Annotated in this window: 13 protein-coding genes and 1 pseudogene; 9 read left to right on the top strand and 5 right to left on the bottom strand. The window is 71.7% G+C overall.

What is annotated here, in order from left to right; genetic code table 11:
• Positions 1-139: 139 nt before the first annotated feature.
• Both ASD06_RS20070 and ASD06_RS17320 read left to right on the top strand, forming a co-directional pair.
• A pseudogene (locus ASD06_RS20070) lies at positions 140-2,596 on the top strand (immune inhibitor A domain-containing protein); the annotation flags it as partial.
• Positions 2,597-2,654: 58 nt separating this feature from the next.
• On the top strand, positions 2,655-3,041 hold the full coding sequence (locus tag ASD06_RS17320) for a phage holin family protein (protein WP_056680519.1): 387 nt from the start codon (positions 2,655-2,657) through the stop codon (positions 3,039-3,041).
• 110 nt (positions 3,042-3,151) lie between these two features.
• Here the strand turns inward: ASD06_RS17320 and paaN are convergent, their stop codons facing one another.
• Positions 3,152-4,942: a phenylacetic acid degradation protein PaaN gene (paaN, locus tag ASD06_RS17315; RefSeq protein WP_082538169.1), complete on the bottom strand. Its 1,791-nt coding sequence runs from the start codon at positions 4,940-4,942 to the stop codon at positions 3,152-3,154.
• 63 nt (positions 4,943-5,005) lie between these two features.
• Here paaN and ASD06_RS17310 point away from each other — a divergent pair, with 63 nt between their 5' ends.
• From ASD06_RS17310 to paaK, 3 genes are read left to right on the top strand one after another with little or no spacing between them, the layout of a single operon-like run.
• A complete protein-coding gene (locus ASD06_RS17310) occupies positions 5,006-6,580 on the top strand; it encodes a 3-hydroxyacyl-CoA dehydrogenase (RefSeq protein WP_056680516.1) in 1,575 nt (524 codons plus the stop codon).
• Between the two features lie 34 nt (positions 6,581-6,614).
• Positions 6,615-7,031, top strand: a complete 417-nt coding sequence (paaI, locus tag ASD06_RS17305; protein ID WP_082538216.1) for a hydroxyphenylacetyl-CoA thioesterase PaaI — start codon at positions 6,615-6,617, stop codon at positions 7,029-7,031.
• A complete protein-coding gene (paaK, locus tag ASD06_RS17300; RefSeq protein ID WP_082538168.1) occupies positions 7,028-8,344 on the top strand; it encodes a phenylacetate--CoA ligase PaaK in 1,317 nt (438 codons plus the stop codon). Before paaI ends, paaK begins: the two co-directional genes overlap by 4 nt.
• Positions 8,345-8,378: 34 nt before the next feature.
• Here paaK and ASD06_RS17295 read toward each other — a convergent pair whose 3' ends face one another.
• The gene (locus ASD06_RS17295; protein WP_056680510.1) at positions 8,379-8,861 is read right to left on the bottom strand and encodes a DUF4396 domain-containing protein; all 483 of its coding nucleotides are present in this window, start codon (positions 8,859-8,861) and stop codon (positions 8,379-8,381) included.
• An 82-nt stretch (positions 8,862-8,943) separates the two neighbouring features.
• On the opposite strand from ASD06_RS17295, the gene ASD06_RS17290 reads away from it, so the two are divergent.
• Together ASD06_RS17290 and ASD06_RS17285 are read left to right on the top strand one after the other, a co-directional pair.
• Positions 8,944-9,945, top strand: coding sequence for an LLM class F420-dependent oxidoreductase (locus ASD06_RS17290; RefSeq protein ID WP_056680508.1), 1,002 nt, complete (start codon positions 8,944-8,946; stop codon positions 9,943-9,945).
• 101 nt (positions 9,946-10,046) lie between these two features.
• Positions 10,047-11,012 carry a DMT family transporter gene (locus tag ASD06_RS17285; protein ID WP_200942288.1) on the top strand — a complete coding sequence of 322 codons (966 nt, stop codon included), beginning with the start codon at positions 10,047-10,049 and terminating at the stop codon, positions 11,010-11,012.
• Between the two features lies 1 nt (position 11,013).
• Here ASD06_RS17285 and ASD06_RS17280 read toward each other — a convergent pair whose 3' ends face one another.
• Positions 11,014-11,712, bottom strand: coding sequence for a dienelactone hydrolase family protein (locus ASD06_RS17280; protein ID WP_056680504.1), 699 nt, complete (start codon positions 11,710-11,712; stop codon positions 11,014-11,016).
• Positions 11,713-11,773: 61 nt separating this feature from the next.
• On the opposite strand from ASD06_RS17280, the gene ASD06_RS17275 reads away from it, so the two are divergent.
• Together ASD06_RS17275 and purB are read left to right on the top strand one after the other, a co-directional pair.
• The gene (locus tag ASD06_RS17275) at positions 11,774-13,036 is read left to right on the top strand and encodes an NAD(P)/FAD-dependent oxidoreductase (protein WP_056680502.1); all 1,263 of its coding nucleotides are present in this window, start codon (positions 11,774-11,776) and stop codon (positions 13,034-13,036) included.
• A gap of 188 nt (positions 13,037-13,224) precedes the next feature.
• Positions 13,225-14,631 carry an adenylosuccinate lyase gene (gene purB / locus ASD06_RS17270; protein WP_056680501.1) on the top strand — a complete coding sequence of 469 codons (1,407 nt, stop codon included), beginning with the start codon at positions 13,225-13,227 and terminating at the stop codon, positions 14,629-14,631.
• 26 nt (positions 14,632-14,657) lie between these two features.
• Here purB and ASD06_RS17265 read toward each other — a convergent pair whose 3' ends face one another.
• Together ASD06_RS17265 and ASD06_RS17260 are read right to left on the bottom strand one after the other, a co-directional pair.
• A complete protein-coding gene (locus ASD06_RS17265) occupies positions 14,658-15,371 on the bottom strand; it encodes a DUF72 domain-containing protein (protein WP_200942286.1) in 714 nt (237 codons plus the stop codon).
• Between the two features lie 31 nt (positions 15,372-15,402).
• Positions 15,403-16,041 (bottom strand): VOC family protein, encoded by a 639-nt coding sequence (locus tag ASD06_RS17260; protein WP_056680500.1) that lies wholly within the window; start codon positions 16,039-16,041, stop codon positions 15,403-15,405.
• Positions 16,042-16,082 lie beyond the last annotated feature (41 nt).

The raw sequence follows: 16,082 nt of genomic DNA, 5'->3' as shown, positions 1-16,082 counted from the left end.
GGTCGGCCGGCGGCGGCACCACAGGGCCACGTCACGGGCGAAGGTCACGATTTGTGACAGGTGAACGACAACCTCTAGTCACCGTCGGCCCCGGCCCCTACGTTGTGTCACGGCCAACTCGGGGTGAACACGGGCCTTCGTGACCTTTCGGTCTCCTCGCGGTGTGGCTGCACGTCACCATCCCTCCACCGAATGGAGAACGTCAGTGCGCAAGGTCACCGCGGGAGTCGTGAGCCTCGTGCTCGCGGCCGGCGCTGGTGCAGCCTTCGGCATCGCGCCGGCCGCTGCAGCGCCGCCCGTCAACACCCCGTCGCAGGCGTCGGCCACGAGCCGACCCCAGGCGACCGACGAGCTCACCAACCCCCTCGAGAGCAAGCGGCGCGAGCTGCGCGAGGCAGCCCTGTCGGAGGTCATCTCCGGTGAGGCCAAGCCCGTGACCCGCGGCGGCAGCACCGTCGTCAAGGTGGGTGAGAAGGCTCAGGGACACGGCCGCAAGGGCCTGGCCCGCAGCCGCACGAAGACCGACCAGTACGTCGAGCTGGCCCGCGAGAAGACCGACCACATCTTCGTGATCCTCGCGGAGTTCGGGAACGAGCGGCACCCCGACTACCCCGACCAGGACACCGACCCGACGACGGAGGGTCCGGCGACCTTCGACGGCCCGCTGCACAACGCGATCCCCGCTCCCGACCGCACGAAGGACAACTCGACGGTCTGGCAGGCGGACTACAACCGCAAGCACTACCAGGACATGTACTTCGGCAAGGGCGAGAACTCCCTCGCGTCGTACTACGCCAAGCAGTCCTCGGGCCGCTACACCGTCGCCGGTGAGGTCACCGACTGGGTCAAGGTCAAGTACAACGAGGCCCGCTACGGCCGCAGCAACGGCACTCCCTGCGGGGGCAACGTCTGCTCCAACAGCTGGGCGCTGATCACCGACGCCGTCAACCAGTGGGTCGCCGACCAGAAGGCCAAGGGCCGCACGACCGCCCAGATCACGGCCGACCTGGCGCAGTTCGACCAGTGGGACCGTTACGACTACGACGGCGACGGCAACTTCAACGAGCCCGACGGGTACATCGACCACTTCCAGATCGTGCACGCGGGTGGCGACCAGGCGGACGGCGACCCGCACCAGGGCGAGGACGCCATCTGGAGCCACCGCTGGTACGCGTACTACAACGGCCAGGGCAAGACCGGCCCCGCGACCAACAAGCTCGGCGGCACCGAGATCGGTGACACCGGCCTGTGGGTCGGCGACTACACGATGCAGCCGGAGAACGGCGGCCTGTCGGTCTTCACGCACGAGTACGGCCACGACCTCGGCCTGCCCGACCTGTACGACACCGCGGGCGGCAGCAACGGCGTCGAGTACTGGAGCCTGATGGCCCAGAGCCGCCTGAACGCTCCGGGCGAGGCGCTCGGTGAGCGTCCCGGCGACCTCGGCGCCTGGGAGAAGATGCAGCTCGGCTGGCTCGACTACGAGATCGTGCCCGCCGGCACGCGCCGGACGCTCAACGTCGGCCCGCACGAGTACAACTCGCGCAAGGCCCAGGGCCTCGTGGTCCCGCTGCCCGACAAGAAGATCACCACCGACCTCGGCGCGCCGGCATCCGGCAGCTACCAGTGGTTCAGCGGCCAGGGTGACGACCTCAACAACACCCTGACCCGCAAGGTCACGCTGGCGGGCGGCACCTCGACGCTGTCGATGAACGCCCGGTGGAACATCGAGGACTGCGGCGCCGACGCGTGCGACTACGCGTGGCTCGAGGTCAACGACGGCTCCGGCACGTGGGTGAGCGTCCCCGGCTCGGTGACCCACGCCGACGAGGGCAACGGGATCGACGGCGTCCAGGCGACCTACACGCCCATCACGTTCGACCTGTCCGCCTACGCGGGCAAGACGGTCGACGTCCGGCTGCGCTACCAGAGCGACGGCGCCGCGCAGGGCACCGACCCGGACCTGGGCTGGAGCGGCATCTTCGCCGACGACATCACCCTGACGTCCGGTGGGACGACGGTGTTCGCCGACGACGCCGAGACCGCCGACCCGGCCTGGACGGCGGACGGCTTCACCCGCGTGGGTGCGTCGGTCTCCAACTCGTTCGCGAACTACTACATCGCCTCCAACCGGCAGTACGTGTCGTACGACCGCTGGCTGAAGAGCGGCCCGTACAACTTCGGGTTCGCGAGCAAGCCGGACTACGTGGAGCACTACAGCTTCATGCCGGGCCTGCTCATCAGCTACTGGGACACCTCGCAGGCTGACAACAACACCAGCCAGCACCCCGGTGAGGGCCTGATCCTGCCGATCGACGCCCACCCGGCGCCGATCTACCGGATCGACGGCAAGGCGTGGCGCTCGCGGGTGCAGGTCTACGACGCACCGTTCTCGCTGCACCGTCCGTCGTCGTTCACGCTGCACGTGGCCGACCAGCCCAGCTACATCAGGGGTCAGAAGGCGCAGCCGGTGTTCGACGACACCCGTTCCTACTGGAACGACGTCATCCCCGGTGTCGGCGTCAAGGTCGCCGACGCGGGCGTCCGCATCCAGGTGCTCGACGAGAAGGGCACCTCGATGCGCGTCCGGGTGAGCNGGCCGGGAGGTGCGAACCTCCCGGCCCGCCGTCGTCTGCGGTGGTTGACTGACGATCATGAAGTCGTTCCTCGTCAGGGTCGTCGTCAACGCCATCGCCATCTGGGTCGCGACGCTTGTGGTCAGCGGGATCTCGGTGAGCAGCCCCCGCGACAGCACGGCGAGCACCGTGCTGACCTACGTGGTGATCGGTGCGATCTTCGGGCTGGTCAACGCGATCGTGAAACCGGTCGTGAAGGTGCTGGCGTTCCCGTTCTACGTGCTGACGCTCGGGCTGCTGACCTTCGTCGTCAACGCCCTCATGCTCGAGCTCACCGCCTGGCTGTCGAGCCACACCAGTCTCACGCTGACGATCGACCACTTCTGGTGGGACGCCATCTGGGGCGCCCTCGTGGTCACGCTCGTGAGCGTCGTCCTCAACGCCGTCCTGCCCGACGACGACTGACCCCTCCGAGCCCCCCGCCCACGGCAAATTCCCCGGAATCTGTACACCTGGAGCAGCCCAGGCGTACAGATTCCGGGGAATTTGCCGGCAGGGGTCGGTCGGGGAGGCCGTCAGGAGTGGCGGCGGGCCGTGATCACCCGGAAGCGGCTGGCCACGAACGCGCCGTCGGTGTAGGTCGCGTTGGCCGCCGGGTTGGCGCCCGTGCCGTGGAAGTCGCTGAACGCCGCGGTCTGGTTCACGAACACCTGGCCGTTCAGGTTCTCGCTCAGCGCCACGCCGGCGTCGACCGCGGCGTCGCGCGCGGCGTCCAGCACGTCGTCGGACGTCGAGTACACCGCCGCCGTCATCGCGCCGTGCTCGCGCACGGTGTCGCGGAAGCGCTGCAGCGACTGCTCGGTGGAGTCGGTGGCGATGAGGAACACCACCGGCCCGAAGCACTCCTGGGTGTAGGTCGACTCGGCCGCGACGTCCAGGGCGAGGATGCCCGGCGTGCGGACGACGGCGTCCGGGTACGTCGGGTGGGTGACCGCCCGCGAGTCCAGCACGACGCGGCCGCCGGCTGACGACGCGAGGTCGGCCAGGCCCGACGCCCGCGAGCGCACCTGGTCGTTGACCGTGGCGCCGAGCAGCTCGACTGCCTTCGCGTCGTCACCGGTGAGCCGAGAGACGGCCTGGCCGAGCTTGTCGGCGAAGTCGTCGAACGACAGGTGGCCCTCGTCGGTGTCGACGCCGGCGCGCGGCACGTAGACGTTCTGCGGCGTGGTGCACATCTGGCCGCTGTACAGCGTGAACGAGAAGGCGAGGTTGCCCAGGGCACCGCGCAGGTCGGGCACCGAGTCGACGACGACGGTGTTGACGCCGGCCTTCTCGGTGTAGACGGCCTTGCCCGCCGCGCCCGCCTCGCGCTCGAGCCAGCCGCCGAACGTCGGGCCGCCGGTGTAGTCGATGACCTTCACGGCCGGGTGCAGGGCGAGCGTCTTCGCCAGCCCTTCGCCGTCCGCCTCGGGTGCGAGCGTCACGAGGTCGGGGTCGAAGCCGGCGTCGCGCAACGCGCTGCGGATCGCCGAGACGCTGATGGCCAGCGGCAGGATCGCCCGCGGGTGCGGCTTCACGACCACCGCGTTGCCGGTGGCGAGCGAGGCGAACAGGCCGGGGTAGGAGTTCCACGTCGGGAAGGTGTTGCAGCCGATCACGAGCGCGACGCCGCGCGGGACGACGCGGTAGTCCTTCGTCATCCGCAGCGGCTCGCCCTTGGCGGGCTTCTCCCACACCACGGAGGCCGGCACGCGCCGCTGCTCGAACAGCGCGTAGGCGACGGCCTCGAGCGCGCGGTCCTGCGCGTGCGGCCCGGCGGCCTGGAAGGCCATGACGAACGGCTGGCCGGTGGTGTGCATCACCGCGTGCGCCATCTCGAACGAGCGCGCGTGGATGCGGTCGATCGCCTCGACGCAGACGGCGGCGCGCACCTCGGGTCCGGCGTCACGCCAGGCCGGGATCGCGTCCTGGGCGGCGGTCATGAGCCGCTCGACGTCCTGGTGCGGGTAGCCGATGCGCAGCGTCGGACCGAACGGCGACACCTCGTCACCGACCCGCCCGTCGGTGGCGGGCTGGTCGTCGAGCTCGTCGAACTCGCGGGTCAGGTGGCCCTCGAAGGCCTGCTGGCCGGCCTCAGCCGCACCCTCGCCGTACACGCGCGGCGACGGGGACTCCGGGTAGCGGGAGTAGTACGAGCGGGAGACGGCGGCCGCGAGCGCGTCGTCGACCGTGCCCCGGTGCTTCTCGACCAGATCGCGCGCCGCCGTCGGGGCCGTCTCGGGCACCGGGTGAGCGGGCAGGGAGAACGGGCTGCGCGGCGCCTCGGCCTCGTGGGCGTAGGTTCCTGCGTGCGACTCTGCACTCATACGGTGACCCTATCCGCCCGAGCTGCAGCGCCCCACCGCCAGCACCCACCGAGGAGGACCCGCGTGACGCTCCCCGCGCCCGGATCACCCGTCGCCGTCGTCGGCGCCGGCACGATGGGGGCCGGGATCGCCCTCGTCGCGGCCCAGTCGGGGCACCCCGTGCGGATCCTCGACGTGCGAGAGGGCGCGGCGCAGGCGGCGGTCGACCAGCTGCGCGCCAAGCTGGCGTCGCTCGCCGAGCGCGGCAAGGTCGACGCCGACGGCGCCCGGTCGGCGAGCGATCGCCTCTGCGCAGCCGCGTCGGTGGCCGACCTGCGCGACGTGGCGCTCGTCGTCGAGGCGGTGGCTGAGGACCTCGAGGTCAAGCGCGCGCTGTTCCGCGACCTCGAGGCGGTGGTGGGCGACGACGCGCTGCTCGCCACCAACACCTCGTCGCTGTCGGTGACGGCGGTGGCGGCTGCGCTGCAGCGACCCGAGCGGGTGGTCGGCCTGCACTTCTTCAACCCCGCCGACCGCATGCGGCTGGTCGAGGTGGTGCGCGGCGACGCGACGTCCGAGGCGGTGGTGGATGCCGCCATCGAGCTGGCCCGTTCGTGGGGCAAGACGCCCGTGGTGTGCACCTCGACGCCGGGCTTCATCGTCAACCGCGTGGCCCGTCCGTACTACGGCGAGGCGCAGCGGATGGTGGAGGAGGGGGTTGCCGATCCCGCCACCATCGACGCCGTGCTGCGCGAGGCCGGCGGCTTCCCGCTCGGGCCCTTCGAGCTCACCGACCTCGTGGGGCAGGACGTCAACCTCGCGGTGTCGAAGTCGGTGTGGGCCTCGACGTTCCACGACCCCCGCTATGCCCCCACGGTGTTCCAGCAGCGGCTGGTCGACGCCGGGCGGTACGGCCGCAAGACCGGCCGCGGTGTCTTCGCCTACGGGCCGGACGGCAAGCCTGCGGACGCCGAGCCGGCCACGGAGCCGCCGCGGCCGGCTCCCGCCCAGGCGGTGCTGCACCACGTAGACGACGACGACGGGTTCTGCGTCATGCGGCCATTCCTGCACCGCATCGAGGCCGGCGGAGTCACCATCGAGCGGCTGCTGCTCGACGTCGAGGACCTCGAGGACGACGACGAGGTGGGCATCGAGCTGCCCGGCGGGGCCGTGCTGCGCGAGGTCAACGGCTCGAGCCCGCTCGACGACTGGGCCGCCGGCGAGGGCGGCGTCGTGCACCTCGACTGGGCGCACGACCCCGCGACGTGCACGCGGGTCGTCCTGTCGCCCTCACCACAGTGCCCGCAGGAGGCGGTGGAGGCCGCGGTGGCACTGTGCCAGGCCGCCGGCGTCGCGGTGAGCGTGGTCGGCCCGACGCCCGCGGGCGTCGTCGCGCGCACCGTCTCGATGCTGGTGAACGAGGCGGTCGAGCTGCTGCTGCGGCGCGAGGCGAGCGCCGAGGACGTCGACGTCGCCATGATCCTGGGCACCAGCTATCCCTCGGGGCCGCTGCAGTGGGGTGACCGGCTGGCGGAGGCGGGCGTCGACGTCGCCTGGTTCGTGAGCGAGCTGAACGACCAGTTCCCGATCGGGCGGTACCGCCCCTCCCCCGGCTTCCAGCTCGCCTCGGTGCGGGGGGTGCGGCTGCGTGACCTCTGACCTGCAGGCGCTCGCCCGCCGCAGCGCCGAGGCGATGCTGGCCGAGGACCGCGCCAGCGCCGGGCTGGGCATCGAGCTGCTGGACGTCGGCCCCAGCACCGCCCGGCTGCGGATGCCCGTGCGCGACGACATGGTGAACGGCCACGCGATCACCCACGGCGGCTTCATCTTCGCGCTCGCCGACAGCGCGTTCGCCGTGGCGTGCAACACCCACGGGGTCGTCACGGTGGCCGCCGGCTGCGACATCACCTTCGCGGCGCCGGCCCGGCTCGGCGACGTCCTGGTGGCCCACGCCGTGGAGACCGACGTGTTCGGGCGCAGCGGCAGCACCGACGTCCGCGTGACGCGCGAGTCCGACGGCGTGCTCATCGCGATCTTCCGGGGTCGTTCGCGCTCGCTCGGCCGTCCCATTCCTGGTGTGGAAAGCGTTGTGACAGAGGAGAAGTCGTGAGCCTTCCTGAGATCGACGACCGTCCCGACCTGTACGACGCCGCCGAGCGCTGGTCAGTCGACGAGCTGCGCGCCACCCAGCTCGAGCGGCTGCGATGGTCGCTGACGCACGCCTACGAGAACGTGCCGCACTACCGGGAAGCCTTTGACGCCAAGGGTTTCGACCCCCGCGAGGTGACCAGCCTCGACGACGTGCGCCACGCGCCGTTCACGTCGAAGGCCGACCTACGCGACAACTACCCCTTCGGCATGTTCGCCGTGCCGCGCGAGCAGGTGAACCGCGTGCACGCGTCGTCCGGCACCACCGGGCGTCCCACGGTCGTCGGCTACACCGGGCAGGACATCGCGACCTGGGCCGGGCTCATGGCGCGCTCGATCCGGGCGGCGGGTGGGCGTCCGGGCGACGTCGTGCACGTCGCCTACGGCTACGGGCTGTTCACTGGCGGCCTGGGCGCGCACTACGGCGCAGAGGCGTTGGGCTGCACCGTCGTCCCCGTCAGCGGTGGCATGACCGAGCGCCAGGTGCAGCTCATCACGGACTTCGGCCCGCGCGTGATCATGGTGACGCCGTCGTACTTCCTGTCGGTGCTCGACGAGATGGAGCGTGCGGGTATCGACCCCGCGACGTCGTCGCTGCAGGTGGGCATCTTCGGCGCCGAGCCGTGGACGGACGCGATGCGCCGCGAGATCGAGCAGCGCGCGGGCATGCACGCCGTCGACATCTACGGGCTGTCGGAGGTGATGGGGCCAGGCGTCGCGCAGGAGTGCGTCGACACCAAGGACGGCCTGCACATCTGGGAGGACCACTTCTACCCCGAGGTCATCGACCCGGTGACCGAGGAGCCCGTGGCCGAGGGCGAAGTGGGGGAGCTGGTGTTCACCTCGCTCACCAAGCAGGCGATGCCGGTGGTGCGCTACCGCACCCGCGACCTCACGCGGCTGCTGCCGGGGACGGCGCGTCCGGGTATGCGGCGCATGGAGAAGATCACCGGACGCACCGACGACATGATGATCGTGCGAGGCGTCAACGTCTTCCCCACCCAGATCGAGGAGCTCGTGCTGGCGACCCCGGGCCTCACGCCGTACTTCCAGTGCGTGCTCACGCGGCCGGGGCGGATGGACGAGCTCACCGTGCTGGTCGAGGCCGAGGAGGGACTCGGCTCAGCCGAGCGTGAGGGCCTCGGCCGGCAGGTCTCCGGCATGATCAAGCACCGCATCGGCATCACGGCCGGTGTGCGCGTCGTCGAGCCCGGTGGTGTCGAGCGCAGCATCGGCAAGGCGCGCCGGATCGTCGACCAGCGCCCGCACGACTGAGTCGGGCGGGCGCTGGCCGGCGTCCTCGAGGGCGTCAGTGCATCGCGTGGACGACGGCGTGGCCCTTGCCGCGGCCGATCATCCACTTGTTCACCGGCGTGGTGACGACGAACGCGATGGCGAGCGAGGCGATCAGCGAGCCCCAGAACAGCACGCTGCCCAGCCCGGCGTCCATCGCACCCGGCACCGCGAGCACGAAGCCGTTGTCGACGACCTCCATCACCGCGATCGAGACGGTGTCGGCGGCCAGCGCCACCTTCACCGCGCCGGCGAGGTCGAGGCCCGAGCGCAGCACGCCGCGCATCGTGAGGCCGTAGCCGAAGACGAACGCCAGGGCGATCGACAGCACAACGGTGGCGGCGTTGTGCCAGCCGAGCGCCGTCCCGATCACCATGCCGAGCACCTCGCCGATGGCGCAGCCGGTGAGGCAGTGCAGCGTCGCCTGAGCGGCCATCCGCCACGTGGCGGAGCCGGCGGTGCCGTGGGAGGCGTGGTCGGTGTGCATCGAGTGGTCCATGGCTTCGCCAACACAGTACCCCCATGGGGTATTCCATCGCGCCGCGAGTGCGGCGTGCGGCTCGCCGTGCCAGCGTCGAGCCATGACACGTTTCGGGTACACCCTCATGACCGAGCAGGCCGGGCCGACCCAGCTGGTGCGCGACGCCCAGCTCGCCGAGCGCGCAGGGTTCGACTTCGAGGTGAGCAGCGACCACTACTTCCCGTGGCTCGAGGCCCAGGGCCACGCGTCGTACGCGTGGTCGACCCTGGGCGCGGTCAGCCAGGTGACCGAGCAGGTTGAGCTGATGACCTACGTGACCTGCCCCACGCAGCGCTACCACCCCGCCGTCGTGGCGCAGAAGGCCGCGACCATGGGCCTGCTGTCGGGCGGTCGCTTCACCCTCGGCGTCGGTGCGGGCGAGAACCTCAACGAGCACGTCGTCGGGCGGGGCTGGCCATCGGTGCGCGTGCGACAGGAGATGCTCGCGGAGGCGATCGAGATCATCCGCGAGCTGTTCACCGGCGAGCTGATCGACTACACCGGCGAGCACTTCCGGGTGGAGTCTGCGCGCCTGTGGGACCTGCCCGAGCAGCCCGTGCCCATCGCCGCCGCCGTGTCGGGGGCGCGCTCGATCGAGCGGTTCGCGCCGCTGGCCGACCACCTCATCGCCGTCCAGCCCGAGGGCGACCTCGTGCAGGGCTGGGCCCAGCACCGCAAGGACGCCGGGCAGCCGGCGTCGCGCACCATCGGCCAGATCCCGGTGTGCTGGGGGCCTGACCGCGACGCCGCCGTGCACACCGCGCACGAGCAGTTCCGCTGGTTCGGCGGCGGGTGGGCCGTGAACGCCGACCTGCCCACGACGGCCGGGTTCGCCGCGGCCTCGCAGTTCGTGCGCCCCGAGGACGTCGCCGAGTCGATCCCGTGCGGGCCCGACGTCGACCCGATCGTCAAAGCCGTCTCGGCCTACTGGGACGCCGGGTTCACCGACATCGCGCTGATCCAGGTGGGCGCCGACAGCCAGGAGGAGTTCTGCCGGTTCGCCGAGGCCGAGCTGCTGCCGGCGCTGCGCGAGGCCGCGCCGGCCGTCCCACCCGCCGGCTGACCCCTCCCCACCCCCCGGCAGATTCCCAAGAACTTGTACGCCTGGAGTCCGCCAGGCGTACAAGTTCCGGGGAATTTGCCGGGGGTGGGTAGCGTGCGGGGGTGAGGAACAGCAGCGCCCGGGCGGCGTCGGGCGTGGCGTTCGCCGTGGCGGCATCGGTGCTGTTCTCGCTCAACGCCACCGCGAGCAAGCTCGTGCTGCAGCACGGCCTGACCTCGATCGAGCTGGTGTCGCTGCGCTCGGCCGGGGCCGCCGTCCTGCTGCTCGCCTTCACGGCGATCACTCGCCCGCGCACGCTGCGCGTCTCGCGCCGCGAGCTGGGGTTCCTCGCGGTCTACGGCATCTGCGGCATCGCGATGGTGCAGTGGCTGTACTTCGTCGCCCTGTCGCGCATGCCAGTGGGCGTCGCGCTGCTGCTCGAGTACACCGCGCCCCTCATGGTCGCCCTGTGGGTGCGGTTCGCCCGGGGCGAGGCCGTGCGCTCGCGGGTGTGGGCCGCGCTCGCGCTGTGCCTCGGCGGCCTGGCGCTCGTGGCCCAGGTCTGGGACGGGCTCACGCTCGACGGCGTGGGCGTGCTGGCCGGCCTCGGTGCCGCGGCAGCGCTCGCGACCTACTACCTCATGGGTGAGCGCGGCCTCGGGCAGCGCGACCCCGTCTCGCTCATGGCCTGGATCTTCTCGTTCTCGGCTCTGCTGTGGGCCGCGGTCGTGCCGTGGTGGAGCTTCCCCTTCGAAGCGCTCACCCGCCCGGCGCCGCTGCCTGGCGGTGTCGACGTGCCCGTCGGCGTGCTCGTGGCCGGGATCGTGCTGCTCGGCACCGTGACGTCGTTCGGGCTGGTGCTGCTCGCCGTCGGACGAGTGGGGGCCGCGCGCGTAGGCATCCTCGGGATGCTGGAGCCGGTCGGCTCGGGCCTGGTGGCCTGGTGGGTGCTGTCGGAGCGGCTGCGCCCGGTGCAGCTGCTCGGCGCCGGGGTCGTGCTCGTCGGCATCGTGCTCGCCGAGACGGCGCGCCGGCGCCCCCCTCAGGCCACCGACGCCGTCCCGCTGCCCGAGGGTGTGGCGCCCTGAGTCAGCGCACGCGCGAGCGCAGGAAGTCCACCGTGCGCGACCACGCGAGCTTCGCCGACTCCTCGTCGTACGTGCCCAGGCGGTCCTTGTCGTTGTGGAACGCGTGCCCGGCCGGGTAGTAGAAGAACTCGACGTCGGCGCCGGACTCCTCGCGGATCTGCTGCTCCTGCTGGCGCGCCTGGTCGACCGGGTAGAAGTCGTCGCGCTCGCCGTAGTGGCCCTGCACCGCGGCCCGCACGCCGGTGTAGGTGTCGGGCACGGCGGGGCCGACGCCGTAGAACGGGACGGCGGCGCTGACCTTCTCGCCCTGCTGGGCGGCGAGCAGCAGCACGAAGCCGCCGCCCATGCAGAAACCGACGGTGCCGACGGTCTGCGACGTGACGGCGTCGTGCGCCAGCAGGTAGTCGACGGCGCCACCGAGGTCGCGCGCGGCCTGCTCGACCGGCAGCTGCTGCATCATCTCTCCGGCCTCGTCCGAGTCGTGGGCCACGCGGCCACCCATGAGGTCGGGCGCGAGCACCACGAAGCCCTCGCCCGCGAGCCGGTCGGCGACGTCGACCATGTGGTCGTCGAGGCCCCACCACTCCTGGATGAGCACGACGCCCGGCCCACTGCCGGAGCTCGGAACGGCCAGGTACCCGTGGGCCTGGTGGCCGTTGCTGGCGAAGGTGACGTTCTGCCGGGGGTTCGTGTCAGCCATGGGGCGATGCTAACCACGCCGGCGAGATGCGGCTCGCCGTGCGAGCGAGGAGGCTGTTCACATGATCAACCCCCGCTCGAAGCGTCCGCGCGTCGTCGTCGTCGGAGGCGGTTTCGCCGGCCTGTCGGCCGTACGCGAGCTCAGCGTGGCCGACGTCGACGTGCTGCTCATCGACCGGCACGGGTACAACACGTTCCAGCCGCTGCTGTACCAAGTAGCGACCGGTGGGCTGAACCCCGGTGACGTCACCTACGCGCTGCGCGCCTTCACCAGCCGGTACCGCAACGCCGACTTCCTGCGCGCCACGGTGACCGGCGTCGACACCGAGCAGCGGTTGGTGCAGCTCGAGGGCCTCGACCCAGTGCCGTACGACTACCTGATCATCGGCTGCGGGGTCACCGCGAACTTCTTCGGCATCGACGGCGCGCAGGAGCACGCGCTCACGATCTACACGCGCAGCGGCGCGATCAGGACGCGCGACCGCATCCTCACCGCCATCGAGGACGCCGCCCAGGACCGCGAGGGTGCGCCCGACCCCACCGTGGTGGTGGTCGGCGGTGGCGCCACGGGCGTGGAGATGGCCGGCTCGCTCGCCGAGCTGCGCAACGCCGCCGTGCCCATCGCCTACCGCACGCTCGACATCTCGCGCGTGCGCATCGTGCTGGTGGAGATGACAGACGTCGTCCTCGGGCCGTTCCACCCCCAGCTGCAGGCGTACGCCGCCAAGGAGCTGCGCGAGCGGGGCGTCGACCTGCGACTCGGGACGTCGGTGCAGCAGGTGCGCGAGGACGCCGTCGTCGTCAAGGGCCCGGACGGCGAGGAGCAGACGATCCCGGCGGCGGCCGTCGTGTGGGCGACGGGCATCACGGCCTCTCCGATCGTGGGCGACTGGGGGCTGCCCACCGGGCGCGGCGGCCGGATCGACGTCGGCCCCGACCTGCGCGTCACCGGCCACCCCGAGATCTTCGCCGTCGGCGACGTGGCGCTCGACCCCGAGAACCTGCCGCAGGTGGCCCAGCCGGCGATCCAGGGCGGCAAGCACGCGGGCGTGCAGATCCGGCGGCTGCTCGCGGGCTCGCCGACCGAGACGTTCCGCTACCGCGACAAGGGCAGCATGGCCACGATCGGGCGCAGCGACGCGGTGGTGGAGTTCCCGTTCGGGCTGCGGCTGAAAGGCCTCGTGGCCTGGCTCGCGTGGCTGGGCCTGCACCTGTTCGAGCTCATGGGCGGGCGCAACCGGCTCGCCGCGCTCATCAACCTGTCGGTGCGGTACTTCAGCTGGCCGCGCAGCCTCAACATCGTGGTCGGCGACCCCGCCGACTGATCCCTTCCGCCGCTCAGGCCGCATTCCGCCGCTCGTGCCGCTTTGCGCGGCTCAGCCGCGGTCTGGGTGGCGCAAGCGCGCATGCGTCCGCCGCCCGAGCCGCGGCTGCCGGGCGCAAACCGGTGCTGGAGGCGGAAAGGGCTCGAGGGGCGGAAGGGGGTGAAGGGCCGGGCCGCGGATCTGGGACCATGAAGCCCGTGACCTCCACGCCCCTCGCAGACGCCGGTATCGCGCTCGGAGCCCTCGACGGTCGCTACCGCGCGGTCGTCGCCCCCCTCGTCGAGCACCTGTCCGAAGCCGCGCTCAACCGCGAGCGCGTGCGCGTCGAGATCGAGTGGCTCGCCCACCTCAGCCGCACGGGGGCGGTGCCCGGCGTCCGCGCGCTCACCGAAGACGAGGTGGCCGCCCTGCGCGCGGTGGTCGACGGCTTCGGCCCGGACGACGTCGCCGAGCTCGGCGAGATCGAGCGCGAGACCGTGCACGACGTCAAGGCGGTCGAGTACTACCTCAAGCGTCGGATGGCCGCGCTCGGGCTGGGCGAGCTGAGCGAGCTGGTGCACTTCGGGTGCACCAGCGAGGACGTCAACAACCTGTCGTACGCGCTGATGGTGCGTGGCGCCGTCCAGCAGGTGTGGCTGCCGGCTGCCGAGGCGCTCGCGGACGACGTCGCCGACCTCGCGCGTGCCCTGCGCGACCAGCCGATGCTGGCCCACACGCACGGCCAGCCCGCCACGCCCACGACGCTGGGCAAGGAGCTCGCCGTACTGGCCCACCGCCTGCGCCGCCAGCTGCGCCGGATCGCCGCCGCGGAGTACCTCGGCAAGATCAACGGGGCCACCGGCACCTTCGGCGCCCACGTGGCGGCCGTGCCGGGCACGGACTGGCCGGAGGTCTCACGCACCTTCGTCGAGCACCTCGGCCTCACCTGGAACCCGCTCACCACCCAGATCGAGTCGCACGATTGGCAGGCCGAGCTCTACAGCGACCTGGCGCGTTTCAACAGAGTTTTGCACAACCTGTGCACCGATTCGTGGACGTACATCTCGCTCGGCTACTTCGTGCAGGTGCGTGGCCAGGGCACGGTCGGATCGTCGACCATGCCGCACAAGGTCAACCCGATCCGGTTCGAGAACGCCGAGGCCAACCTCGAGGTCTCGAACGCCCTGCTCGACGTGCTGGCCCAGACGCTGGTCACCAGCCGCCTGCAGCGCGACCTCACCGACTCCTCCATGCAGCGCAACATCGGGACGGCGTTCGGCCACTCGCTGCTGGCCATCGACAACGTGCGGCGTGGGCTCGCGGGTCTCGACCCCGCGCCTGCGGCCATGGAGCGCGACCTCGACGCCAACTGGGAGGTGCTCGGCGAGGCCGTGCAGTCGGCCATGCGCGCCGCCGGCCTGGCCGGGACGCCGGGCATGCAGGAGCCGTACGAGCGGCTCAAGGAGCTCACGCGCGGCCAGCGCGTCGACGGGCCGCGGCTGCGCGAGTTCGTCCGCGGGCTCGGCCTGCCGGACGACGTCCGCGAGCGCCTCGAGGCCCTCACCCCGGCCGGGTACACCGGCCTGGCGTCGCGGCTGGTCGACTTCGTCGACTGACGCCGACCGGCTCAGCCGGCCCGCGGTCACGGCGCCAGCAGGGCGCGGAACCGCTCCGCGTCGCTGGTGCGCGACACGTTGTTGAACATGACGTACGGCGACGGCCGGCCCTTGACGAGGTCGCGCAGCCGGCGCAGCTCGTCGTCGGTGTGGACGTGCCGGAAGCCGGTGGTGCCGTGCAGCCGGTAGTAGGTGTGCTCCGGCGTCACCGTCTCGGTCTGCATGGGGTCGACCACGTGCACCAGGTCCAGCTCGGAGCAGAGGTCCGCGAGGAGCTGTCTGGGCCACTCGCCACGGGGCTCCCACAGCAGCCGACCGGCCGGTCGCTGCACCTGCGATACGAAGCTGCGCAGCCGGGCGACGTTGTCGGGCGTGGGCCCGAAGCTGCGTGGGCACTGCAGCAGCACCGCGGTGGCGCGCAGGACGCGGGCGCACTCAAGGGTTCGCTGCCAGCCTGCCAGCACCGCGGGCGTCGTCCGGAACGCTCCGACCTGTCCGTGGTCGCCGTCCGGAAGCGGTCGCTTCATCCGCCGGTACGTGGGGCTGGTGGACTCGTGGGTGACGACCTGCCACGCCTTGATCGTGAACTCGAAGTCGGCCGGCGCCTGCGCCCGCCAGCGCGCCAACGTGGCGTCTGGAGGCGGTTCGTAGAACGTGTGCTGCACCTCCACGACCGGAAAGCGCCGCACGTACGACGCCTGCGACACCGTCCACCCGCACAGGCCCACGCGAACGTCCACGAGGCCCACCCTGCCAGCCCGCGGTGCGGACTCAGACGGTGACGGCGCCGTTGGGGGTGTCGAAGGTGCAGGCCAGCAGCCCCGGGGTGCCGTGGGGCGCCACGAACTGGAACGCGACGTCCTGGGCGACGTAGGTCGAGGGCAGGCCGAGCCAGTCGGTGACCCGGTGGGCGTCGCCTGCGATCTGCAGACCCGCGAGGCGGACGTCGGAGGGGCCCGCGGTGGAGGGGTGCAGGTCGTCCGGGGTCTCCCACTGCAGCACGAACGGCAGCTGGGGGTCGGCCAGCAAGCCCTTGACGCCGATCTGGCGCCAGCGCAGCTCGACGCCGTCCGGGCGGTGCCGGTTTCCGGGCACCGACTCGCGACCGAGGCGCTCCTCGACCGGGTGGATGTCGTCGACGGCCACGACCCAGCCGAGCCAACCGCCGCCGGCCTCGCTGCGGGCCCGGACGGCCTGGCCGAAGGGCGCCTTGTCGGACGCCGGGTGGTCGAGCACCTCGACGACCTCGACGTAGCGGCGCTCCGCCAGCGGCAGGATCACGTTGCGGGTGCCGAACCGGGGGTGCACCCCGCCGTCCACCGCCGCGACGCCGAGCTGCTCGGCGAGACGCTCGGCGGTGTCGTGCAGGCCACCGCTCTCTGCGGCGTAGGACACGTGGTCGACTCGCATGCGGGGATGGTGTCACACGGCGCGGGGTGCTCTGCGCGCAG

The sequence above is a fragment of the Angustibacter sp. Root456 genome, from assembly GCF_001426435.1.
Taxonomy (GTDB): Bacteria; Actinomycetota; Actinomycetes; order Actinomycetales; family Angustibacteraceae; genus Angustibacter.
The sequence above is the reverse complement of the archived record's forward strand: the minus strand, read 5'-3'. Positions and strand labels throughout refer to the sequence as shown.